The sequence below is a fragment of the Pannonibacter phragmitetus genome, from assembly GCF_050510895.1.
Lineage (GTDB): Bacteria > Pseudomonadota > Alphaproteobacteria > Rhizobiales > Stappiaceae > Pannonibacter > Pannonibacter phragmitetus_B.
Map to the genome: position 1 here is coordinate 648931 of NZ_JBNINT010000001.1, position 24110 is coordinate 673040.

16 protein-coding genes and 3 pseudogenes are annotated in these 24110 nt (G+C 60.6%); 15 read left to right on the forward strand and 4 right to left on the reverse strand.

All coding sequences use genetic code 11. The annotated features are described in order from the left end of the window. Window positions 1-25 precede the first annotated feature (25 nt). From ACQB61_RS03075 to ACQB61_RS03130, 12 genes and pseudogenes are all read left to right on the forward strand, one after another. Window positions 26-1044, forward strand: a pseudogene (locus tag ACQB61_RS03075) (Gfo/Idh/MocA family protein); the annotation flags it as partial. 10 nt (window positions 1045-1054) lie between these two features. Then, entirely contained in the window at window positions 1055-2122 is a 1068-nt protein-coding gene (locus ACQB61_RS03080; protein ID WP_430511442.1) for a Gfo/Idh/MocA family protein, read from the forward strand. Between the two features lie 273 nt (window positions 2123-2395). Next, the gene (locus ACQB61_RS03085) at window positions 2396-3082 is read left to right on the forward strand and encodes an invasion associated locus B family protein (protein ID WP_430511443.1); all 687 of its coding nucleotides are present in this window, start codon (window positions 2396-2398) and stop codon (window positions 3080-3082) included. Next, complete coding sequence (locus ACQB61_RS03090; protein WP_430511444.1) at window positions 3082-3357, forward strand: hypothetical protein; 276 nt, start codon at window positions 3082-3084, stop codon at window positions 3355-3357. Before ACQB61_RS03085 ends, ACQB61_RS03090 begins: the two co-directional genes overlap by 1 nt. Further along, on the forward strand, window positions 3333-4844 hold the full coding sequence (locus tag ACQB61_RS03095; RefSeq protein ID WP_430511445.1) for a ShlB/FhaC/HecB family hemolysin secretion/activation protein: 1512 nt from the start codon (window positions 3333-3335) through the stop codon (window positions 4842-4844). The genes ACQB61_RS03090 and ACQB61_RS03095 overlap by 25 nt, the downstream gene beginning before the upstream one ends. A gap of 61 nt (window positions 4845-4905) precedes the next feature. Beyond that, window positions 4906-11208, forward strand: a complete 6303-nt coding sequence (locus ACQB61_RS03100; protein WP_430511446.1) for a DUF637 domain-containing protein — start codon at window positions 4906-4908, stop codon at window positions 11206-11208. A 52-nt stretch (window positions 11209-11260) separates the two neighbouring features. Continuing rightward, window positions 11261-11491: a hypothetical protein gene (locus ACQB61_RS03105; RefSeq protein ID WP_430511447.1), complete on the forward strand. Its 231-nt coding sequence runs from the start codon at window positions 11261-11263 to the stop codon at window positions 11489-11491. Window positions 11492-11847: 356 nt separating this feature from the next. Beyond that, window positions 11848-13728: a DUF637 domain-containing protein gene (locus ACQB61_RS03110; RefSeq protein ID WP_430511448.1), complete on the forward strand. Its 1881-nt coding sequence runs from the start codon at window positions 11848-11850 to the stop codon at window positions 13726-13728. Window positions 13729-13731: 3 nt separating this feature from the next. Beyond that, complete coding sequence (locus tag ACQB61_RS03115; protein WP_430511449.1) at window positions 13732-14133, forward strand: hypothetical protein; 402 nt, start codon at window positions 13732-13734, stop codon at window positions 14131-14133. A 408-nt stretch (window positions 14134-14541) separates the two neighbouring features. Next, window positions 14542-15060 carry an HNH endonuclease gene (locus ACQB61_RS03120; RefSeq protein ID WP_430511450.1) on the forward strand — a complete coding sequence of 173 codons (519 nt, stop codon included), beginning with the start codon at window positions 14542-14544 and terminating at the stop codon, window positions 15058-15060. Continuing rightward, on the forward strand, window positions 15060-15455 hold the full coding sequence (locus ACQB61_RS03125) for a hypothetical protein (protein ID WP_430511451.1): 396 nt from the start codon (window positions 15060-15062) through the stop codon (window positions 15453-15455). The genes ACQB61_RS03120 and ACQB61_RS03125 overlap by 1 nt, the downstream gene beginning before the upstream one ends. 102 nt (window positions 15456-15557) lie before the next feature. Continuing rightward, on the forward strand, window positions 15558-15986 hold the full coding sequence (locus ACQB61_RS03130; RefSeq protein WP_430511452.1) for an SMI1/KNR4 family protein: 429 nt from the start codon (window positions 15558-15560) through the stop codon (window positions 15984-15986). A gap of 284 nt (window positions 15987-16270) precedes the next feature. Here ACQB61_RS03130 and ACQB61_RS03135 read toward each other — a convergent pair whose 3' ends face one another. After that, window positions 16271-17248 carry a helix-turn-helix transcriptional regulator gene (locus tag ACQB61_RS03135; protein ID WP_430511453.1) on the reverse strand — a complete coding sequence of 326 codons (978 nt, stop codon included), beginning with the start codon at window positions 17246-17248 and terminating at the stop codon, window positions 16271-16273. A 336-nt stretch (window positions 17249-17584) separates the two neighbouring features. Between ACQB61_RS03135 and ACQB61_RS03140 the strand changes: the two genes are divergently transcribed. Further along, on the forward strand, window positions 17585-17917 hold the full coding sequence (locus ACQB61_RS03140; RefSeq protein ID WP_430511454.1) for a hypothetical protein: 333 nt from the start codon (window positions 17585-17587) through the stop codon (window positions 17915-17917). Window positions 17918-18058: 141 nt separating this feature from the next. Here the strand turns inward: ACQB61_RS03140 and ACQB61_RS03145 are convergent, their stop codons facing one another. The 3 genes and pseudogenes from ACQB61_RS03145 to ACQB61_RS03155 form a co-directional block, all read right to left on the reverse strand. Continuing rightward, the gene (locus ACQB61_RS03145) at window positions 18059-18820 is read right to left on the reverse strand and encodes an ABC transporter ATP-binding protein (protein ID WP_430511455.1); all 762 of its coding nucleotides are present in this window, start codon (window positions 18818-18820) and stop codon (window positions 18059-18061) included. Next, window positions 18817-19836 carry a FecCD family ABC transporter permease gene (locus ACQB61_RS03150; protein WP_430514273.1) on the reverse strand — a complete coding sequence of 340 codons (1020 nt, stop codon included), beginning with the start codon at window positions 19834-19836 and terminating at the stop codon, window positions 18817-18819. The genes ACQB61_RS03145 and ACQB61_RS03150 overlap by 4 nt, the downstream gene beginning before the upstream one ends. Before the next feature lie 35 nt (window positions 19837-19871). Next, window positions 19872-20892, reverse strand: a pseudogene (locus ACQB61_RS03155) (ABC transporter substrate-binding protein). A gap of 301 nt (window positions 20893-21193) precedes the next feature. Between ACQB61_RS03155 and ACQB61_RS03160 the strand changes: the two are divergent. Then, entirely contained in the window at window positions 21194-22720 is a 1527-nt protein-coding gene (locus tag ACQB61_RS03160) for a DUF1800 domain-containing protein (protein WP_430511456.1), read from the forward strand. 4 nt (window positions 22721-22724) lie between these two features. Beyond that, window positions 22725-23890, forward strand: a pseudogene (locus ACQB61_RS03165) (DUF1501 domain-containing protein). Window positions 23891-24110 lie beyond the last annotated feature (220 nt).

The window sequence follows — 24110 nt, forward strand, 5'->3', positions numbered from 1 at the left end:
CCGGAAGAGAAACAGGGAGGCCGTCATGGAACGGGTGATCCGGGTTGGCGTCATTGGCGTTGACCATGGCCATATTCTCGGCATGGCCGCATCCATGCGCGCTGCTGGCGCGCAGATCGTTGCCTGGAGCACGGGAGTGGAAACAGGCGACGCAGAGCGCGCCGCCTTCCGCAGCCTGTTTCCTGACGTGCCGCAGCGCGAGGAGGCTGCCGTTCTGGAGGATGGCAGCCTCGATATCATCCTAAGCGCGGCGGTGAATGCGGACCGGGCGCGGATCGCCATCGCTGCCATGCGCCACGGCAAGGATGTGATGGTGGACAAGCCGGGCTGCACCTCGCTGGAGCAGCTGGCGCAGATCCGCGCAGTTCAGGCGGAAACCGGGCGTATCTGGTCTGTCTGCTTTTCCGAGCGGCTGCAGGTGGAAAGCGCGACGCTGGCCGGGCAATTGATCACCGAAGGGCGGATCGGCAAGGTGGTGCAGACCGTTGGCCTTGGGCCTCACCGGCTGAATGCGCCAACGCGCCCGGACTGGTTCTGGGCCCGGGAGCGTTCGGGGGCATCCTTACGGACATCTGCGCGCATCAGTTCGACCAGTTCCTGTTCTTCACCGGCTCTACCAGCGCAAGGGTGGTTAGTGCCCATGCGGGCAATGTGGCCAATGCCGAGCGGCCCGGCTTTCAGGACTTCGGCGAAGTGCTGCTGGAAGGGAACGGCGGGCGCGGCTATGCGCGGGTGGACTGGCTGACGCCGGATGGCCTGCCGGTCTGGGGCGATGGACGTATCACCATTCTGGGCACCGAAGGCTTCATCGAGCTGCGCAAATACATCGATATCGCGGGCCGCCCGGGCAAGGATCACGTGTTCCTGTCAGACCGCAGCGGCACGCAATATCTCAACGCCGAAGGGGCCGGGAAACCCTATTTCGCGGCTCTTTGCGCAGACATTCTGGCGCGAGGCGAAAGTGCGATGCCGCAGGCGCATGCATTTCTGGCAACGGAACTGGCTCTGACCGCACAGCAGATGGCGGAAGCGGCAGGGCAGGGGAGGCAGCAGAATGAGCCGTCCGGTAGGTATTGCCGTTCTGGGAGCAGGCATCGGCAAGGCGCATGCGCTGGCCATCGCCGCTCTGCCGGATCATTACCGCCTGGTCTACGTTTGCGATCTGGACAGGGCACGGGCGGAAGAGGCGGCCAGTGCCGTGCCGGGCTGCAAGGCGGTGACTGACATGGACGAAGTGCTGGCTGATCCAGAGGTGGAGATTGCCGATATCTGCCTCCCGCCGCGCCTGCATCATGCGGTGACACTCAAGGTTCTGGCTGCGGGCAAGCATGTCATCTGCGAAAAGCCGCTGGCCGGTTCCCTGCGCGAAGTGGATGAAATCATCGCTGCCGCAGAAGAGACTGGCCGTCAGGTGTTTCCGGTGTTCCAGTACCGCTATGGCGCCGGGTACCGGGGCGTGCACGCCCTGAAAGAGGCGGGACTTCTGGGCAAGGCCTATACGCTGTCCATCGAGACCCACTGGCAGCGCGGGGCGGCCTATTATGCCCCGGCATGGCGTGGCACCTGGGCAGGCGAAATGGGCGGTGTCATCGTCAGCCACGCATGCCATGCCCACAACCTTGCCACCTTCCTGATGGGTGATGTGCAGGAGGCAGCGGCCTTCCTTGAAACCCGGGTGAACCCGATTGAAACGGAAGACTGCGCCGCCATCATCCTGCGGCTTGAAAGTGGTGCGCTGGCCACGTCCTCGGTGACGGTGGGGGCAGCGGGCAACATGTCCCGCTTCCGTGCCTGTTTCGAGCATGTGACGGTCACCTCGGGGACCTTGCCCTATCAGATCGGCGCCGGCCCCTGGACTTTCGAGGCTACCGACCCGGACCGGCAAGGGGAAATTGACGCGGTGGTGGCCGCGGCCCCTGAGCCACCTCTCCGTTATGCAGGGCAACTTGTCGACATTCACGCAAGGCTCAATGGCCAGCCGGATCTCTACCTGCCCAGCCTCGCCGAGGCGCGTCATTCCGTGGAACTGATGACGGCGCTCTACGCTTCTGCGCGTGGAGAAGGCCTCGTCAAACTGCCGCTCGGGCCGGACCATCCGCTTTATGGTGGCTGGGCGCCTTGAGGGGGGCTGCGAGCGGACAGTTGTGGTGCGGCCATTGGGCGGAGCTGGCTGCGGCTCAACCTGCGGCAGCTGATTTGCCCCATTTCTGCCTTAATTCAACTGCGCAGCATGTTGCCTGGCGTCGGGTGGGTGATGCTCCGGGGCCATATGTTGCTGAATTTTAGGCATTTCTATCAATGTGATCCATGGTGAAAAGAATGTGATCAATGTCACATTTAGACCCAAGTGTGCTTCGTATAAGTCCTGATATGGCAGGTTGTATGGAGCAGCGGTTTGGCGGGCGCAATTTATACTTTGAATGGAGTTGAGGTTGTAAGCTCTGGTGCTCGTATTTTCCGGCGCCAGAGCTTCGCAAGTTCGATCAGTTTTCGGACTTTTTTATTTTCAAGATTCTTTAAATACGCTCAGTCGATTATTTTTGCTGTCTTAGTTCTTCAAGTGTCTGGAGGATATTTTGCCTCTTACGCTCAGGAGCGCGCTGCCGCAGGGCAGCCTGTGTCCGAGCAGTTCGGCGATTGGCTGCTGAAATGCATCAGGGCGGAGAGCGGCTCTGCCTGCGAGCTGGTTCAACCGTTGATGGTGGAACATGAGGGGCAGCCGGTCGAGCTGTTGACCCTTGCCGTCTCAAAGGCAGCGGACAAATCAAGCAAGGCGGATTGGGCGCTGGTGGTGCTGACGCCGCTGGATGTGGACCTGCCGTCCGATTTCGGCCTGCAGGCCGGGCAGGGCAAGCCTGCGCTCTTCCGTTACCGCAACTGCAATCATCTGGGCTGCTTTGCTGTGGTGCCGCTGGACAAGCGCATGATCGGCCAGATGCAGAAGGCGGCAGATGGCACGGCCTATTTCCGCCTGCTGAATGGCCAGGCGGTGAAAGTGTCCTTCTCGCTTGCCGGCTTTACGAAGGGGTTTGAGGCGCTTGCCTCGGGCAAGGCGCCTGAGAGCGCGGCAGGAGGGGGCTGATGACGGCTCTTGCCCGCAACCTTCTGCGCCCTTTGCTGTTGGCCTCTGTCGCAGGCCTTGGCTTCACAGGGTACGCCCTTGCCCAGAGCGCAGCCGATCAGGCAGCACGTCAGGCGGAGGAGATCCAGCGCCGGTTCTCCGAGCAACAGCGGTTGTTCGAGGCGGAGAGCCTTGAGAACCAGCGCCGCGCCCCTCGGGTGCTGCCATCGGGACGCCTCGCGAAGCCGGACCGCCGCCGGGCGGCACCTGTGTGGATGTCCAGACCATCAGCGTGACCGGCGCCACTCTCGTGCCGCAGGGTCGCATCAATGCGGTGGCGGCCAAATGGCAGGGGCGCTGCCTTGGCCTTGCCGAGCTGAACGGCGTGCTGGAAGACCTGACGCAGCTTTATCTCAAGCGCGGCTATATCGCCTCGCGCGCCTATCTGCCGGAGCAGGACCTCTCGACCGGTGCTCTCCGGGTCGAGATTGTGGAAGGACAGCTCGAGGACGTCGTGCTCAAGGGCGAGCAGGTCGGCACTGGCCGTCTCGTCACCGCCTTTCCAGGCATGGCCGGAAAGCCGCTGAACCTGCGGGATGTGGAGCAGGGGCTGGACCAGATCAACCGGGTGAACTCCAGCACAGCCACAATCACGCTGGAGCCCGGCGGGCAGCTCGGTGACAGCGTGCTGGCCGTCGCCATCGAACGCGGAAAGTTCTGGGCGCTGAGCTATGGCGCGGACAATCTGGGCTCGAAGGCCACTGGTATCTATCAGAGCCGGGTGGACCTTGGCCTCGACAATGTGTTCGGCATCAATGACCAGTGGAGCTTTGGGTACCAGCGGTCCATGGACCGGCACCCTCTGTTCATCTCGCCCAAGCGCCCGGACAGCAACACGCTGAACGGCGCTGTCTCCGTGCCCTATGGCTACTGGACCTTCGGCCTCAACGGCAGCTGGAGCAATTACCGCTCGAACATCGAGGGGCAGTTCTCCCAGATCGACACGTCGGGCGGATCGCGCTCACTGTCGCCTTATGTTTCGCGGGTCTTGCACCGGGATCAGACATCCAAGACCTGGGCGACAAGCCGGCTGACCTGGAAGGAAACCGAGAACTTCATCCTCGGTAACCGCATTGATGTGTCCAGCCGAGTGCTGGCGATCGGAACGTTTGAGCTGGGCCATTCGCGCCAGCTTTTCGGAGGGCAGGCCAGCGCGTCGGTTGGCTATCACCGCGGCCTTGACGCTCTGGGCGCCGTCCGGGACAAGCAGGCGGTGTCCGGCAGTCCCCTTGCCCAGTTCAACAAGTTCACCGCCTCACTCGGCTATTTCCGGGCCTTTCCTGTGGGCGATGCGAACCTGCTGTTCAACACGAGCCTCAATGGCCAATGGTCGAATGACCGGCTGTTCGGCTCTGAGCAGATCGCTTCCGGCGGTTTCTATACCGTGCGCGGTGTGCGGGACAGCGTGCTTTATGGCGACCGGGGTTACACTTGGCGCAATGAAGTGTCCCTGCTTCTGCCAGCGCCTGGAAATGCGCAGCTCGCCAAGGTTCTGGGGCGGGTTGAACCTTATGCGGCACTTGATTTTGGCCGCACACTTGCCGCTGCAAAGGGCAATGGCGTTTCCGGCAGCATGCTGGGCGGTGCCATTGGCCTGCGCAACCGCAGCGGCCGTGTGAGTTTCGATATTTCCTACAGTGACTTGCTGATCGAGCCGGACTTGCCGGCCGCCCAGAAACCCTCCTCGGGTCTCTTTCTGGGGCGGGTGGCGATTTCCTTCTGACGACTGGATCTCCCATGACCCTTGAGAGGGCCATGGCCGAACATTTGAACGGATGACAAATATGGCCGAACGCTCAAGCCGTTTCCGCCGGACCGTAACAGGTCTGGGCTCGAAAACCGTTTCCGTCCTGCCGGGTCTTGGCCGCAGGCTGCTGGCCAGCACGCTGAGTGCGCTGATCGTCATCCAGCCCATTGCCTTGCGGGCACAGGAGGCAGGCGCTGCCCCTAATGGCGTGCCGATGGTCAACATCGTCACGCCCAACGATGCCGGGCTGTCGCATAACAAATACGACAGTTTCAACGTCGGTACGCCGGGCCTGATCCTCAACAACAACAATCAGGATGTTGGCCTTTCGCAGCTTGGCGGCGTGGTCCCCGGCAACCCGAACCTTGCCACCTCCGGCCCGGCCAGCGTCATCCTCAACGAGGTCACCGGTACAAACCGCTCCCTGCTGGAAGGCATGGTAGAGGTTTATGGTGCGCAGGCCGATGTGATCATCGCCAACCCCAATGGCGTCACCTGCAACGGTTGCGGCTTCCTCAACACGCCCCGCACCACGCTGACCACAGGCCTGCCAGAAATTGGCGCCGATGGCCGGCTGACGGGCTTCCGCGTCGAGCGCGGCGATGTGCTGATTGGCGAAAAGGGGGCCAATCTCGGCAGCGTTTCGGTGTTTGACATCGTGTCGCGCCGCATCTCCGTCAACGGGCCGGTGCTGTCGGGCGGCGAGCTGAATCTCATCGCAGGCCGGAATGCCTATGACTATGCCTCCGGGCTGGTGACGCCGCTGGGCAGTGATGGCGAAGAACCGGGCATTGCCATCGACTCCTCCCTGCTGGGCGGCATGTATGCGGGCAAGATCAAGGTCATCTCGACTGACCGGGGCGCAGGCGTGCGCATGTCGGGGCAGATGGCGGCGAATGCCGGGGCCATGTCGCTGTCCGCCGATGGCAAGCTGACCCTAGGCAAGGCGCGGGCGACGCAGACGATCACCGCCCGTTCCACCCGCGACGTGGTGGAGGTGACAAGCACGCTCTTCTCCGATGAAGCCATCGCCCTTGAAGGGATGAAGGGCGTGACGCTGCGCGATGGCGCGCTTGTTGCCGCGACCGGCGATGTGTCGCTGAGGGGCAGTGCTGTCACGCTCGGCGAGGGCGCGCTTGCCGCCTCCGGCACCGCTGCCGATGGCACGCAGGGCACCAGTGGCACGCTCAGTGTCGAAGCGGACACGGTGGATGTCCGTGCCGGTCAGCTGGCCGGGGCAGGCCGCCTGTCGGTTACAGCCAAAGAGCTTCTGATCAATCGCGCCTCGGATGATGGGGTGACGGCCCTGCGCTCACGCGGGGACATGATCCTTTCGGCAGAGCGGATCGCTGCACTCAACGCCAATGTGACCGCCGCCGGGGATATCACCCTGCGCTCCGATGCGGCGCTGGCGCTGGAAAAGGGCCGCTATGCCTCCGGCGGCGATCTGCTGGCGCAGGCGGCAAGCCTGACCTCCACGGCCAGCCTTGCTGCCCTCGGCAGTGCCACGCTGGCCAGCACCAGCGGCGCACTGAAACAGAATGGTGAAATCTCAGCCAATGGCGGTGTCAGCCTCACCTCCGCAGCAGACATGGCCGTCAATGGCCGCACGGTCTCTGCCTCCACCCTGAGTCTCCTCTCTGCCGGGGCACTGACCACCGGCAGCGGCGCGGTTATCGCAGCCGATGGGAAAGTGACCATTTCCGCTGCCAGCATCCGCAATGACGGTATCATCGGCGGGCAGTCCACGGCGGCTGGAAATGGCCTTGAGGTGACGAGCCTTGGTGCACTGGAAAATACCGGCACCCTCTCCAGCCGGTCGGATGCCCTCGTCACCGCAGGCGGGGCCCTGTCAAACAGCGGCACAATGGCTGCAACCGGCGCGCTGGCGCTGAGTGCTTCCGGCAGCACGCTCACCTCCACCGGCACCATCAACGGCGGCACGGTGACGGTGGATGCAGGCAGCTTCCTCAGCCGTGGCAGCCTTGTTGCCTATGCCGGTGCACTCAATCTGACAAGTGCTGGCGCGCTGGAGCTTCGCGGCGAAACCCTGGCGCAGGGGCCGGTGACGCTCGCCACCGATGGCGCAACGCTTTTCGGCGGTCGTCTGGTATCTGCTGGGCTTCTCACGCTTGAGGGCATCAGCGGTGAGCTGGCTGGCGCCGTCCGTGTTGCCTCCAGCGCCTCGGTCAACGGCGGCGCGGGCGTCAGCCTCAAGGCCGCATCGCTTGTCAACGAAGGGGCGCTTGGCTCCTCCGGCGGTGCGTTGAACCTCGCGCTGTCGGGCAATCTCGACAACACAGGCCTGCTCTACGGCGGCACGGATCTCGCCATCCTGCTCGACGGCACGCTGACCAATGTCAACGCCGACATTCTGGCCGAGCGCAACCTGACCATTGCGGGGCGCAGCGCCACGCGTGCGGCGGCCATCGACAACCGCTCTGCCACCATTGAAGCTGTCTCCGGTAATATGGCACTGGCGGCAGGCACCATCACCAACCGCCGGGACGGGCTGGTGGTGACCACAGAAACCACCCGCACAACCAGCACTTCCGGCAATACTACCACCACTGTGGAGACGTCCCGCGAGAAGGCCACCGCCAATGGTCCGGCCGGCCAGATTCTCACCGGCGGCACGCTGACCGTGAGTGCTGACACGCTGACCAACAGCTACAGTCAGATCGCCTCGGGCGGGGATATGACGCTGGCGGCCACAACCGTGGTGAACGAGGGGCGCGACCTCATCGAGACCGTGGTGACGGAAAATGTCACCCAGCATTCCCAGCGCTATTGCGCCCGCCGCATTCTGGGCATCTGCATCAGCCGCAAGACGCGCTACTGGACCACCACCGATACGGACACCGCATCCTCCACCTATGATCAGGTCTTCGGCACCATCGTAGCAGGCGGGGATCTGAACGCGGATGTCACCGGCTTCCTGACAAACAGCGCTGTGCGTGAAGCTGCGGGCCAGATCGGCCTTGCCTCGGGCGACCGGGCGCTGGACCCGGCGCTTGTTGAGGCAAGCACCGCTGCGCGCGACTTTGCCGAGACCGGTTCGCTCGACATCAGCATCGACGGCCTGATCGGCCGCGAGGCGACCTTTGAGACTGCGCAGAGCCCGGACGCACCGTTCCTGATCGAAACGCGCTCCGAGTTTGTCGATCTCAGCAAATATCTCAGCTCGGACTATTTCCTCTCCCGTACCCCCGATTATGACCCTGCTGCCATCGAAAGGCGTTTTGGCGATGCTTATGCCGAGTTCCGCCTGATCCGCGAGCAGATCTTCAACCAGACCGGTACGCTGGATCTGGGGCTTGGGCTCGACCCGATGGCGCTGATGCGCCAGCTCTATGACAATGCCCTTGCTGTGCAGGGGGATCTGCAGCTGACGCCGGGCGTGGCGCTGACGAAGGAGCAGGCGGCTGCGCTGACGCAAGACATCGTCTGGCTGGAGAAGCGCCGCGTCAACGGGCAGGAAGTGCTCGTGCCCCGGCTGTATCTGGCCGCCGTGCGCAGCAGCACGCAGGTGGCCTCGGCCCAGATCCGTGCAGGCGGCGACACCACGCTGGCCGCGGGCGGCGTTGCCAACTCGGGCCTCATCGCCACGGCGGGCGATCTGCGCATCGATACGGACTTCAGCACCGTCAACGAAGGCGGCAGCCTCTTTGCCGGGGCCGATATCATCATCGATGCCGGCAGCCTTTTCGCCAACCGCTCGGGCACCGTTTCCGGCGGCACCGTGGTCATCAACGCGGACATAGTGGCCAATGACACGCTGAAGCAGCGCGACACCTATTTCAACGGCTATGCCGACCGCATTCAGCAGGTGGGCCGCATCGAGGCGCGCAACGATCTGCTGATCAACGCCTCGGGCTCCATCCTGTCCGAAGGCGGGCGTTTTGCCGGCGGGGAGGATCTCGTCCTCACCGCCGGTGATGCGGTGGAAATCTCCGCCCTGCAGCTGGAGCGCAGCCGCGACGACACCATCAAGGGCGGCTATGACCGGGCCAGCAGCCTGACCCACACGCTGGCAGAGCTGAGCGCAGGCGGCTCCATACTGGTGGATGCAGGCGGCAACCTGACCCTTGCAGGCGCAGAGCTGGAAGCCCGCCGCACGGTGACGCTGGATGCGGGCGGCAATCTCGCCATCATCTCCGTACAGGACCAGTTCTCCCGCGACCTGAAGCTGGACATCAAGACCAGCGGCCTTCTGGGCACGGAAACCAACATCCGCCGTCAGGCCTCCGGCACAGAAACCCGGCGTACCACCCTTCTGGCTGGCGAAGACATTGCCATCATCAGCCGTGATGGCAACATCGCGCTGGGAGCGGCCCGGCTGCAGAGCGGCGGGGAAACCCGCATCGAGGCCGAGAACGGCCAGGTGGCGCTGCTGACCACGACGGACCAGAGCTATCGGCACGACAGCAAGCGTGAAGAAGACCTGCTGTGGTGGAACTCGCGCGATCAGGGCCAGCTGAGCGAGACCATCGCCCATGTGGAGATCGAGGCCGGCGGCGGCGTGAAGATCGACGCGGGCAACGGCATCATCGTCGAATACCACAAGACCGGCAGCTTTGAAGCCTCCATCGAGCAGCTGGCCGCGCAGCCCGGGCTTTCCTGGGTGGGTGAGCTTCGCAACGATCCGGCGCTGGCCGGCAAGGTGGACTGGCAGGCGGTCGAGACCCGCTTCGAACAGTGGGACTACAAGGAACAGGGGCTGACGGAGGCAGGCGCGGCGCTGGTGACGCTGGTTGCCACCGCGCTCACCGCAGGCAGCGGCGGCCTCACCGCCTCGCTCTCCTCCTCATTGGCCACCAGCCTCGGCGTTGCGGGCAACGTGGCGCTGGAAGCCGCGCTTCAGGCGGGTGTCCAGGCCCTCATCAACAAGACCGCCGTCGCCCTCGTCAACAACCGCGGCAACCTCGGCGGCGCGCTCGAAGAACTCGGCTCCTCGGCCACCCTGCGCAGCCTCGTCACCTCCATGGTCACCGCAGGCCTCACCGCGCATCTGATGGATGTGTCGGGGATTGGGGCAAACCTTGATCCGCAGGCGCCGCTGGCGGACCGTATCGTGCAGGACCTGCAGCGCGGCCTGATCCGCGCCTCGGTGACGGCCGGGGTGGAAGCTACGATCAATGGCCAGCCGCTGGGCGATGCCCTGATTTCGGCCCTGCGGCAGCAGGCGGCCCTTGTTCTGGGCGAAACCCTTGCCGAGGAGATTGGCGCTGCCGTGCATGAAGGCGGCATGCAGCGGCTACCGCAGCTTATCGCCCATGCGGCCGTGGGGTGCCTGACCGGATCCGTCGCCACAGGCGACTGCAAGGGCGGGGCGGCAGGCGCTTTTGCCGGTGAACTGACGGCAGATGCCATCTCGGCCATGATCGAGGACGACCTGCGCGAGGCCTTTGCCAGGGGCACGCTGAGCGAGGCCGAGGCCGAGCACATGGTGCTGGAATGGCGGGAGAGCGGTGTGAACGTTGCCCGGCTGGCGGGCGGCCTTGCCGCAGCGCTTGCCGGCGGAGACGTGGATACGGGCGCCGACGCTGGCGGCAACGCGGCTGAGAACAACGCCTTCTGGATCCCCGTGATCGCGGTGATCGTGCTCGCGCTAGAAGTCACGGACAAGGTGCTTCTGGCGAAGGACGCCGTGGACATCTCCATGGCGGTCTATGCCTGCAACGGCGGCGACACAGCCGCCTGCAGCCAGGCCGAGGAAATGGCCAAGCAGGCAGCGCTTGATGCCGGCATTGAGCTGAGCATCGGCTCCATCGTGCCCGGCTCCAAGGCCGGCGCCGACCTGATCCGCTGGGTCCGCAAGAATGCCGACGCCGACACGCTGCGCACGATCGACCGGGCCGCGGATGCGGCGGGTGGGACGGCGGTTTCGCCGGGGAGGGTAGTCAGTGTTGATGATATTCCTGGCGTTGGCCCGACGCCCGGTCGTGGTGGCTTTTCTGATTGGTTTGACAGCCTCAGTGCTGACGACTTCGCCGCGTATTGGTCGAATCCTGCGACAAGAACCAAGATGCAACGTATGCTTCGCGAACCGGGTGGATTCCATGAGTGGGCTATGGTGTCACGGGCAGACAAGTTCCACAATTGGGGCTTTTCTGCGCGTGATATCTGGTCATTCAGAACCAGTACGCAAAACCTTACTTGGATTAACCCCCAAACAGGCTTGCCGGGCAGACATGGAGGCCATGGTTCAGGAGCATTTCATCATGAGCTAAGTCAGCTGATCGATAGTAGCAATAATGTCGGCGAACTTAGATCTGGTCTCATTTCCCTTAGCCATCGATGGAATATTCCTAATCTTCCAGACATAATTGGTAGGTGACGAGATGCATACGATTTTTCTTGGGTACTCCCGGTCTTTGACAGGAGTTGAAATGAGAAAGCTTTTCGATATTGACCCTGAGCACCCAGATGGGTTGTCGAAGTTTGAGCAATTTTCTGGATGTGATTATGTCGAGCCGGGTAATTTCGAGGTCTATGACAGATTGGAGTATGCAGACTATGTTTTTGATGGTGATTTTATTGAAAAGCTTCTGCCGTTTAGATTTGACGTGAGTATTATAAGATCAATTGATTTTTTCGATGTTATTTCATTTTTTACGTAAAAACTGAAAATATTAGCTCATTCGAATTTATGTCCGTTAACGTTGTTGGGCCAATATTGGTGGATAAATTTTATTATGAGTAGTTTTATGTCGGAAGTAGCATTCGCCTCTCGCTTGGCGTTTGTGCAGTGCTGTAATATTCACAATTTAAAGAGAGAGTATTCACCTGAGAGTGCCGCATTTTGAAGCGGGTTCAGGCGGCCCGGGTTTCTGGTTGCATTGACGCCTGTTTGGGTCTGGCCGTCTTGATCTTGCTCCGCCGTCTATACCGGCGAAGCCACCAGGCAGAGGATTTCGAAGCGCTGTAAAAGTCTGCCTCCATCGAACAGCTCGCCGCCCAGCCCGGGCTTGCCTGGGTGGGTGAACTGCGCAACGATCCGGCGCTGGCCGGCAAGGTGGACTGGCAGGCGGTCGAGACCCGCTTCGAACAGTGGGACTACAAGGAACAGGGGCTGACAGAGGCAGGCGCGGCGCTGGTGACACTGGTTGCCACCGCGCTCACCGCAGGCAGCGGCGGCCTCACCGCCTCGCTCTCCTCCTCGCTGGCCACCAGCCTCGGCGTTGCGGGCAACGTGGCGCTGGAAGCCGCGCTTCAGGCGGGTGTCCAGGCCCTCATCAACAAGACCGCCGTCGCCCTCGTCAACAACCGCGGCAATCTCGGCGGCGCGCTCGAAGAACTCGGCTCCTCCGCCACCCTGCGCAGCCTCGTCACCTCCATGGTCACCGCAGGCCTCACCGCGCATCTGATGGATGTGTCGGGGATTGGGCAGTCTCTGCCCAGAACAGCTCCGATGGCTGACCGCATACTGAGGGAAGCACAGCGCAATCTCATCAAGGCAACGGTCAACGCCAGCGTCGAAACTGTCATTCAGGGCGGCGGCTTTGGTGACAACCTCATGTCGGCCCTGCGCCTTGCGGCGGCGGACATGGTCGGCAAGGTCGCAGCCGAAGAGATTGGCCAGGCGAAGTTCAACGGTGACATCGGCACTTCGGCCCAGCTCATCGCCCATGCCGCGCTTGGCTGTGCGACGGGCGCGATCCAGTCAGGTGACTGCGCTGGAGGTGCCGCAGGCGGCGTGGCAGGGGAACTCGTTGCGCAGATTCAGCTTCAGGCTTGGGTTCGGGACAAGCTGGAGCAGGCCGAGAGCCTTCGCGGTCAGACGCTGACAGCCCAGGAAGCTATGGCGATCAGGGCGCTTCTGGAAAGCGACTTCGAGCGCTTCCGGGCCAAGGGTGTTGATGTTGCCCGGCTGGCTGGCGGCCTTGCAGCAGCCCTTGCGGGCGGCGATGTGGATACCGGCGCCAACACAGGCGGCAACGCTGCTGAAAACAACGCAATTCCCCTCATTGTCTGGGGAATGATTGCTGCCGGAGCTTATGTCGCCGGCGTCGGTGAAGGGGACCCGCTGGAAGGGCTTGCCCGGATCGGTGCAGGTGAGGATCCGCTAAGCCAGGCGATGGCTTACGGAGTGGAGCAGGGCGTCAGCCTTGCGATGGAGAACTATCCAGACCAGACGGTGGCTGTGCTGGGGGTTCTGGAAGTCGTTGGCGGAGCGGTTGATGCCACCGTTGTCTATATCGACGAAGCCACCGGTCAGAGGATTTCGAAGCGCTGGAACGAGCTCGACCCGCACCTTCAGAACCAGCTGAAGGGCGGCACGGCTGTCGTCTCAATCTTCCTTCCTTCTGGCTCCATCAACATGCTCAAGCGCCTCAAGCTGGCAAAGGAGACTGGCCGGGTTGAGGAGGTGTTGAGTGGGGCAGTTCAGTCAGCATGGTCGAGAGTCACCAGAGTAGGTGAAGGGCCTTTGCCTACTGGGCGCCTAACGCTCGATCCCGCAGAGGTTTCGTTCTCGCAGGCAACGGTCAGTGGCGGCATTTCAGATGGAATGTCTTTGGCTGATCTTGTGGCCTCAATGCGGAAAGACGGTTGGAAAGGTGAGGCGATTGATATTGTGAACATGCCTGATGGCGCGCCCACCAGCATGGATAATCGCCGCCTCCTCGCAGCAAGGCAGGCTGGCGTACCGATTGAAGCTGTGGTGCGAAATGCAAGTGATCCTTTGTCTCCTGCTGAAGCTACGAGATTCAGGGTAGGGAACATCACGCCAAAAACATGGGGCGAAGCTATTGAGCTACGTGTTTTGCGTCAGGGCGGCATGAAAGGAGTGGATACCACTTGGCCAGAGAAGTTCCCCAATGGCAGTATTTATGATCCAGACATAACGAGGAATTGAAACATGGCAATAAAATATGAATATCAACCACAGAGGGCCTTTACTCCCTTCCCATCGGACCATCTGCCGGAAGGTTTTGTATATCCCGCCCACTATCTGGAGCATGCAAAATCTCTTAGCTATCCAATGAATTTCATATGGTGGTTCAATGATTGCAGCAATGGTATTGATCCAGACTGGGATCTTCGCCTGCATTGGCAATCCGAGGGGTGGCGATACATGGATGAGATTGATCCAATACCTTTCGCACGAAATGGCGATTGGGCGGCATTCTTTGATGGAAATGACCGCAACGGCGACCCAAAGGTCGTTGTTGTTGATCTGGGTAATAAAATGAATTCTTATAAGCTTTCAAACTTTGATGTTTGGTTGCATCGTGCGCTTCAGGATTCCGGTCTGATATAGTCTGTAAAAAATCCGCAGATACATAATAATTTAAATGTAGATAATTTAGTTATTGTTCTGTTTTCGGTTATTTGGACGTCAATGAAATAATTAAGGGGCTGACATAGATAGGGTTTGCATTTTTTCTTGAACCACCAGTGTTGCAGAATGCTGACGAGATTGGCTGTACAAAGACGGTATTCATCTGACAGTCCCGCGTTTTGAAGCGGGTTCAGGCGGCCCGGATTTCTGGCTGCGTTGAAGCCTGTTTGGGGCTTGCTGTCTTGACCTTGCCCGGCCGTCTATACCGGTGAAGCCACCGGTCAGAGGATTTCGAAGCGCTGGAACGAGCTTGACCCGCACCTTCAGAACCAGCTGAAGGGTGGCACGGCTGTCGTCTCCATCTTCCTTCCCTCTGGCTCCATCAACATGCTCAAGCGTCTCAAGCTGGCAAAGGAGACTGGCCGGGTTGAGGAGGTGTTAAGTGGGGGCTTCTATGATCCACGGGCGTGGCGCAAGCATTATGAAGAGTTTTACGAAGGAAAGGTGACTTCAACAACGGTTCCTCCCTATAGTGCCCCTAATGTTCATCTTGCTGGAAGCCGTCATCCAGTAACAGGCATTGTTTTCGATCAGCGGGGCTTTCCGATATTTGATGATGTTGCCAAATATGATACGCGGTTACCTTCTGTTGAATTTAAAGCTGCGAGCTATCAGTCGCAAATGAGAATGGCAACGCGTGATCTCCGTGATCAGATAGACGCAAATCCTCAGCTTCGGGCGCAATTTAATGCCGATCAAATAGATGCGATTAAATCTGGAAGCTCAAAGATACCTGGTTATACATGGCATCATCATCAGGATTCGGCCCGGATGCAATTGGTTCCGAGTGATTTGCACTCTAGAACTGGTCATATCGGAAGTGAATCAATGTCTCAGGGGAAGTGATGACTAAGAAATTCCATATTACAAAGAATGATGGTGCTGATATTCAGTTTGCGACAACTTGTTTAGTTGTGGGGGCTGTAACTTTTTCAGAGTACAAGAATTGGATGTTCTATGTTGTTGAGCATTCTGAAGATGATGTCCCTTCCTTTTTCTGGGATGTCATCGACGTGAAAGAGAAGCATGATTTCACATTAAAGATTGCGGATTATATGGGGTTTTGGCCGTCGTGGGACCCGCCGCGAAGCGAGTTTAATGCACTGATTGGCATTTCTTTCAGAAGGTTCCCTGACCACTATGAAGATACGGTTTCGAAAGCAGATGCCCTTGCTGCACTTGAGTCTCATCCTTCCGTTGAACGGCGTTTCAGAGAGACTTTTCCTTTCATTGAGTGGTAGATCTGTGTAGATTTTGTCACTACATATTATAGTTATTAATCGAGCTGAGTTTAATGTATGGCGCAGGAATTATTGGAAAAACCGAGCGAATGATTTTTAAAAATGGAGGGGCTTGTGACGTTGCAAGAAGTGATTGACTTGATCAATCAGGCTGATGATCCCTCTGGACGAAAACGTCCTCTGCCCGATGATGCGCTTATCGAGGCGTATGAAGAGGCCTTGGGCCGAAAGTTTCCGGATGACTACAAGGTGTTCCTGAAGACTGTCAGCAATGCCTTTGTTGGCTTCATGTCACCCTTTACGCTGAGTGCAGGCATGCCGGGTGGCTATGGTGACCTCATTGCCGGCGTGCACGATGCCAGAAGCGTGGGGGTGCCCGAAGATTGGCTGCCGGTCTGCGAAGACAACGGGGACTATTACTGCATCACGCCGGAAGGTTCCGTTCGATTCTGGGGGCATGATGGTGCTTCGGATGAGGTTTGGCCCGATCTGGCGTCCTGGGCGCATAACGTCTGGTTGGCGGGCGGGTGATTGCGCCGGGCTTTAACGTTCGGCGGGGCAGGTAAAGTGGGCCAGTCGGCAGTCGAGGCTGGCCTTGAAAAGTGAGGAGCTCGGTGCCGGTGCCATGAGTCTAGGGGCTGAATTGGATCGGATCAGGCCGGTGCTTACCGGCTGGCTCTCGTTCCTGTTTATTGTACAAAGACGGTACTCCTCTGACAGTCCCGCGTTTTGAATCGGGTTCAGGCGGCCCGGATTTCTGGCTGCATTGAAGCCTGTTTGGGGCTGTCATGCTGCAGCATCCCCCGTTCAGGGGATCAGCGTTGCAAGGCCTGGTATCGTTCGAAGGCTGCGAAGATCACTTTCTGGGATGGCATGGTCATCTTGAGCATGGCCGACTTCAACTGGTCCTGAACCGTATAGAGGCTGGAACCTGTTTGGCTTGCGAAGGCGGAGAGCGGCAGGCTCGACAGGACGGCGTGCACGACCCTGCATTCCGCTGGTGTGACGCCGAAGGGCCGGCAGAAGTCTGCAACCTGCTCAAGACTGGGCGCGGCAATGGTCAGAGGTGTGACCGTCAGGATCTGGCGGGTTGGTCCAATCCGTGCCGCGCCGGTGGTCCAGCGCCGCAGGGCATAAAGGGTGTTACTGTCAGGGTGCCGCAGATGCAGAGTGACCGGGCCGGGAGACGCATCCACAGCCTGCTGGAAGGCTGCAAGACGCGCATTTTCGAGCGTATCGGCACAGGAAAGCGTCCCGGTGGGCGAAAGCCGGAACCAGCCTTCATTCAGAAGCTGCCCGGCGAAGCGGTTCATTTCTGCTAGCCGCTTCCCGTCAAATACGAAGACGGCTGACGCGATCAGATCGGCTACGTCCGTGCGGGTGTCTGGGGTGTCGTCAAGTCCAAGCCGTGCCACGCCCAGCCTGAAGGCGCGCAGCAAATGCGGCGACAGTGCCGTTAACAGTTTGATGGCCGATGGCTCGATACCACGATCCCGGCGCGATGAGGCAATGCCGAACCAGCCGATGTTTCCATCGAAGCTCAGATTGCTGCCATGGATGTCATGGATGTCGAAGCGGGGCAAAAGTTCCTGATGGATCCTGCTTCTGAGTGCCTCTGCGGCTGATACATAGACACGCTCGGAGCAGAAGCTGCCCGCTTCACGTGCCATGACACGCGGAACGCGGAAATCGTCTCTTGCGTAGTCATCCAGATAGACGGGTGCAAAGTCTGGGTCGCCGCCCACATAGAGGTTCACATGGGCGTGGCCGGACGATCCCGACACCAGAAACATATGAACTGTCGCCCCATCCACCAGTCCTGCAAGGCTTTCGGCGACCGGCTGCCAGCCCTCCGGCTCCAGCGCTGCTTCATAGATCTGGTGAAGGATTCTGGCTCCGGGTTCTATGGCTCAGACCTTTCGGTTGCGGGACGTTCGTGGGTCGCTGGATGATGTTCAAGGCATCCGGGACGTTGATGCATTATGCCCCGGAAAATGCCCGGGTGCCTCAAATTCTTGCTCTGTGCTTCCAGCCTGTCGCCGCAATCGCCGCCGCCTTCAGCTTGATGAGATCCGTCTGGATAAGCTAAGGTTTTTCAGAAAATCGTCCAAGCGCGGATATGGTCCAACGTGAAACGTGTAATCCTGGTTGTTGTTGGGGTGATGATTGTTCTGACGCTGACCACCCGGCTTCCGCAGAATGCATGGGGCCTGCTTGAAGGGCGCGGGAGCTATTTCATCCCTGAAGAAAGCAGCATTTGGACCTTTCGGGCCGATGGTGACAATGCAGGCTCGGGGAGTTTCTGGCTCCGGGGGAGCGATCGTACCCGTTATTACGCACTTTCCGAAAAGACGTGGGAGTATTTCCATATTGAGAAGGAGAACGGGTGCGAGCGGTTTGATCCGGGCAATATCGCCACCTGGTGCGAAATGCGGACGGCCCCCATTCCACTGCCACGCTAAATCAACGGTACCAAGGCATGCACTTGTCCCGTGCCTTCGCGCGGCAAAACGGACCGGAAGTTCTGTGCCTTCGACATGAGGGTATTCGTCCTCATGTACAAAGACGGTATAGACCGGACGGCCGCTCCTCCCGTCCCCGCCTTACTTCAGGAACTGGATATGCGGGCCTTTGTGATGGTCTGATGGGCAGACGTGGGCTCTGACGCAGAAGACGCAGCGGAGCAGATCTTCGGTCAGGATCTCTGCCGGTGTGCCATTGGCGACGATGCGGCCCTGTTCCAGCACGATGATCCGGTCGCAGAACATGGCGGCATGGTTGAGATCATGCAGGGCGATGATGCTGGTGACGGGCAGGCCTGCAATAAGCTTCAGCAGGCTGATCTGGTGCTGGATGTCCAGATGGTTGGTTGGCTCGTCAAGGATCAGTTCACGCGGGCTCTGGGCCAGTGCGCGGGCGATATGCGCGCGTTGCTTTTCGCCGCCCGACAGGTGCTGCCAGCGGTCGTGCCGCTTGGCGGCCATGCCTGCGCGCTCCAGCGCTTCTTCCACCGCGTGTTCATCGGCCTTTGTCCAGCCGGAGAACATGGAGCGGTGCGGGAAGCGGCCAAGCTTGACCACATCCTCGACCTTGAGATTGGCGTTCGTGGTGGCGTGCTGCTCGACGAAAGCCACACGCTGGGCCACCGTCTTGCGGGAGATCTTCTGGATGTCCCGGTCTTCCAGAAGCACGCGGCCGGAATGGGGCTGCTTGAGGCCGGCCAGCAGACGCAGCAGCGAGGTCTTGCCGGAACCGTTCGGCCCCAGAAGCCCCAGCATTTCGCCGGGCCTTGCCTCGAAGGATATGTCTTCGAGCACGGTTTTGGTGCCGATTTTCCAGGTGATGTTTTCAGACCTGATACTCATGATGCACGCTGAAACCGGTAGAGGATGACAGAGAACACAGGCACCCCGACAAGGGCCGTCACAACGCCGATAGGCAGAACCTGCTGCGGGACGAGGATGCGCGAGGCAATGTCTGCCAGGACCATGAAGATTGCCCCGCCAATCGCGCAGGCCGGGAGCAATCGGATATGCAGCGGCCCCACGAGGAAGCGGGCCGCATGAGGGATGACCAGGCCGACGAAGCCGATGGAGCCCACCATGCTGACGATGGTCGCGGTGAGAAGCGCGGTCAGGCAGAACAGGGTGAGGCGGGCGCGGCTGACATTGACGCCGAGCGCTGCCGCCGATTCATCGCCAAATGCAAAGGCATCAAGAATGCGCGAATAGGCAAGGCAGGCGATGAGGCCGAGGCCGACGACAATGGAAACGAGCGTGAATTCCGGCCAGCGCACGCCGCCGAAGCTGCCAAGCAGCCAGAACATCACATCACGCGCCTGCTGGGCATTGCCGGCCGTCGTCACCACATAAGACGTTGCGGCATTGAAAAGCTGGGACGCTGCAACACCGGCGAGAATGGTGCGGTCCGCACCGCCTCTTGTGCCGTTGGAGAGCAGGGCGACAAAGAGAAAGGCTGCAAAGGCACCTGCAAAAGCACCTGCTGACAGGGAGACCGTGCCAGCCCCGATCCCAAGGATGACGATGCAGACAGCGCCGGTTGATGCGCCTGCCGAGATGCCGAGCACATAGGGTTCGGCCAGCGGATTGCGCAGCAGCGACTGCATGATCGCGCCAGAGATGGCGAGGCCTGCCCCGCAGAATGCCGCAACAAGAGCCCGGCTGAGGCGGTAGTCCCAGATGACGGACTCATGGATGCGGTTAAGCTCGACTGCAGTCCAGCCGAGCTTGTTGGTGATTGCGATGTATGTGGTGGCAAGCGGGATCGGCATATCACCGATCCCGACACTGATGCCAACCACCAGAATAATGGCTGCAAGGCTGGCAAGCAGCAGGCCCAGAGTGATCAGGGCCCGCCGCATTGCATAGCCAGACTGGCTGGTCTCAAGCACGACGCTCACCGCAGGCCGAGCGCCTTGAGCTGCTCAGCCACCTGTTCGGCGCCGAAGATTGTGCGAACGGTCGGGTTCATGGCCTGTCCGTCCATGATCACCATCGCCTTGTTCTTGACAGCGGGCATCTGGCTCGTCGCCGGGTCTGTGGTCAGGAACTTGATCTTGGCCTCGGCCTTGTCGAGTTCCCAGCGGTTGCGGTCAACGCGCGCGACCACGATCACATCCGGGTTGGAAGCGATGATGCTCTCCCAGCCAAGCGCCGGAGACTCGGCTTCCGACTGAATGGCGTTGGTGCCACCTAGGACGTCGGCGATGAAGCCGGAAGCGCTGTACTTTCCACCCAGATAGGCATCTGCGGACGGCGACGGGCTGGAGAACCAGAACACGTAGGACAGCTTCTTGCCATCCTTGGGGGAACCGGCGCGCAGATCGGCTTCACGCTTCTTCAGATCGGCGATCAGGGCCTGGCCCTTCTCCTGCACGTCAAAGATCTGGGCGAGCTCCTCGATCTCCTTGAAGAGCGTGTCCATCTGCCAGAGTTCAGAGCGGTCGCCATAGCCGAACTTGTCCTTGGCAGCGCCTTCCGCGACGCAGGTGCTGGGCGACAGGTAGACCGGTATCTCCAGCTTTTCAAAGTCTTCGCGCTTTGCAACCTTGCTTGAGGCGCCGATCAGGCTCGGCAGGGCGGCGGTCACAAAGTCCGGGTTTTCTGCCAGAATAGATCTCGAAAGTTGGAAACTCGACTGTCAGCACCTTCACCTTGGCATTTGCTTCCTCAAGCTGAGGCAGGACCTTGTTCGGCCAGAAGGCGGTGCCAACCATCTTGTCCTCAAGGCCGAGCAGCAGCAGGATTTCCGCGCTGTTCTGGCCAAGGCCAACGGCCCGCTCCGGCGCCTTGGTGAAGGTGACCTGCACGCCGCAGTTTTCAATGGTGAGCGGATACTGGGTCTGTGCGGCAGAGGCTGCCGTTACCGTGGCGGCAAGGGAAGTGATGACGCATGATGCGATCAGAAGGGATTTCATAGGCTGTTCCGGAACGGGATGTTGAAGCTGGCGCCTTATAGCCGCACGCATCAGCTCAAACAAGACTCTGGAACTCATATTTTGGTGCAGCCATGCTGCCCCTTCGTTGTTTCTCCATTGCCACGGTTTTGCCAAGAGGCTGTCTCGCAGCGGAAAAAGCCCTGTGAAACCTATGGTTTAACCTGATCTTGGTTTCACCGCATTGGCGGCGTCTGATTGAGGCCGGCCGCGAACACGCGGCGCAGGGCGGAAAGCATGAGCCCCGCAAGCAGGAACCTTGAAGCAGGAGCGAGGAGCAGGCATGACGGTTTCACCGGCAGTGATGGCTGGAGTGCGGTTCGGGTTCGGTCTTGCGCCGGGCGACAGGCCGGATGGTGATCCGGACGCGCTGCTGGAACAGTTGCGCCGGGCACAGGACGAGAAGCTGCTGTTTCCCCGTGAAGGCCTTGAGATGCGCAAGAAGAGGATCCGGCAATACCGGAGCGTGCGCCAGGATCTGACACAGCGTATGAAGAATGGTGAAGCGCTGGGAGAGCAGGAAAAGGCGCTGAACCGCGACGTGACAGCCAGCTTCGACGCTGACGCTTCTGGCAGGATTGCCCAGGCAGCCGGCTCTTCTTCCGGCTTTCAGGAACGGTTGGCAAGCTTCTGGCTCAATCATTTCACCGTCAGCGCCAGCAAGTCGACGGAGATGCGCCTGATCGTGCCGCTCTATGAGGCAGAGGCGATCCGTCCCAATCTGTCCGGGCGTTTTGCAGATCTGCTCAAGGCGGCGTCGTTGCACCCGGCCATGCTTATGTTTCTGGACCAGGCGCACTCTCTGGGGCCGAATTCGCGGCGGGCACAGAAACGGGGAGGCGGGATAAACGAGAATTTTGCCCGCGAGGTGATGGAACTGCACACTCTGGGCGTCAACTCTGGCTACAGCCAGACGGATGTGCGCCAGCTTGCGCTGTTGCTGACCGGCCTTGTCTTTGATCGCGACGAGGTGCAGGCCGGATTTGACCCCAGCAGGGCGGAGCCGGGCCAGTTCGATGTTATGGGCAAGACCTACAAGCGCGGTGAGGGCGTCTTCGACATCTCAGAAACCGTGCTGGAGGACCTGGCATCGGATGAACGCACCATGCGCCACGTCAGCACGCAGCTTTTCACGCATTTCATCAGCGAGACACCGGATGAGCACACCATTGCCGCCATGGTGAAGGCGTGGAAGGCAAAGGACGGCGAGTTGACGGCTGTTTACCGGGCCATGCTGCAGAGCAAGGCTGCCTGGGAAGAGCCTGGTCAGAAGTTCAAGAAACCGTTCGATTACATCGTCTCCAGCCTGCGGGCGGCGGGGCTGACGCGGCCAGATGATCTGCTCAACGATGAGGACAGGCCGCGCGGAGCCTTTGATCTGCCGGATGGAGCGCCGCAGCAACTTGCCATGGCCGGGCAGGATGACGACGACCAGAACCGGCGCGGCATGGAGGGCAGGAAGGAGGATGGGCGCGACCGGCCTTCCCCGCCGCAGATGAAACATTCGCTCGCCCGGCAGGCAGCGCAGATGACTGCTGCCCTTGGTGAGCCGGTATGGCGGCCAAGCGATGCGGCAGGTTTCAAGGACCAGAGCGCTTACTGGTTCAACCCGGCCCAGCTTTCCATGCGCATCGAGTGGGCGAGGCGCCTCGCACGGCGCATCCCCGGCAAACCGGACCCGCGCGGCTTCGCCAATGAGGCCCTTGGGGATCTGGCGCGAGACAGCACGCTGCAACTTGTCTCCCGCGCCCCAAGCCGTCAGGCCGGATTGATGCTGGTGCTGGCTTCACCCGAATTCAACAGGAGATGAGCTGATGGCTGGCAAGCTGACTGGATTGACCCGGCGCGGGTTCCTGGGCTCTGCCTGTTGCGCGGCGGCAGCGCCGCTTCTCACGCCTCTGGCGCTCGCTGCAATGCCGGGAGAAAACCGCTTCGTTGCCATCATCCTGCGCGGGGCGATGGATGGGCTGGATCTGGTGCAGCCGGTTGGCGACAAGGCCTTCGCGGGTCTGCGGCCCAAATTGGTGGAAGCCTCGGCGCCGGAGCTGATCCCGCTGGACGACTTTTTGGCCTGCATCCCGCGGCAGCGTCATTGATGCCCTTGTGGAAGGCGGAAGAGCTGGCCTTCGTTCATGCTGTTTCAACTCCATACCGCAACATCCGCAGCCACTTCGACGGTCAGGACATTCTGGAAGCGGGCGGGACGGAAGGTGCAGCGCGAACCGGCGGATGGCTCAACCGGACGCTGTCGCTCACCGGCGAACCCTTGAAGGCAATCAGTGTCAGCAGTGCGCAGGAAATGATCCTGTCCGGAGCCAATCCGGCAGACGTGTGGTCGCCGCGTTCTGATGTGTCTCTGGCGCAGGATGAGCTGGCTTTTCTGGTCAAACTCTACGAGCGTGACCCGGCGTTTTCGGAGGCGCTGAAACAAGCAGTCGGCATCGACAGCTTCACCGATGCCCTCTACGCGGAGGAAAAGCGCAACGGCAGTGTTGTCCAGGTCGCCAGGATGGCGGGAGCGCTGCTGAAGGATGAGTACCGTATCGCCAGCTTCTCCATCACCGGATGGGATACCCATGTCCAGCAGGCGCAGGATTTCGCGAGCGCCGTGCAGGATCTTTCGGCGGCCATTCTGTCTCTTCGTGAGGCGATGGGGCCGAAGGTGTGGGGCAAGACGGCGGTGGTTGCCATGACCGAATTCGGCCGCACCGCGCGCCAGAACGCCAACAATGGCACGGATCACGGTACCGGCGGCTGCTGTGTCATTGCAGGCGGTGCCATCCGGGGTGGCAAGGTCTATGGCCGCTGGCCGGGACTTGGTGAAGGGAACCTGCTGGACGATCGCGACCTCAACCCCACCGGGGATGTCCGTGCCGTGGCTGCAGCTCTTCTCGGCCAGCAGTTCGGCATCAACGCCTCCGTGCTGACGAACACAGTGTTCCCCGGCCTTGAGTTGGGTGATCGGCCCGGCTTCATCTGACCCTGCACCAGTCAGTACCGGCGCCTGCTGAAATGATTTTTTCGGGTGATTTTCAGCCCTCATTCCCGAAACGGTCTAGATCTCGCGTGTGGCTGGGTGCCTTGTGGGCAAACGGAAAATCAATTTTCAGCTTGTCTTTTTCAATCCTTCGAAAGGGCGGTCTCCGGGCCGCCCTTTTTCTTGCATCTCGTGCCGAGTGCTTCCGTTTGAAGCTCTTTCC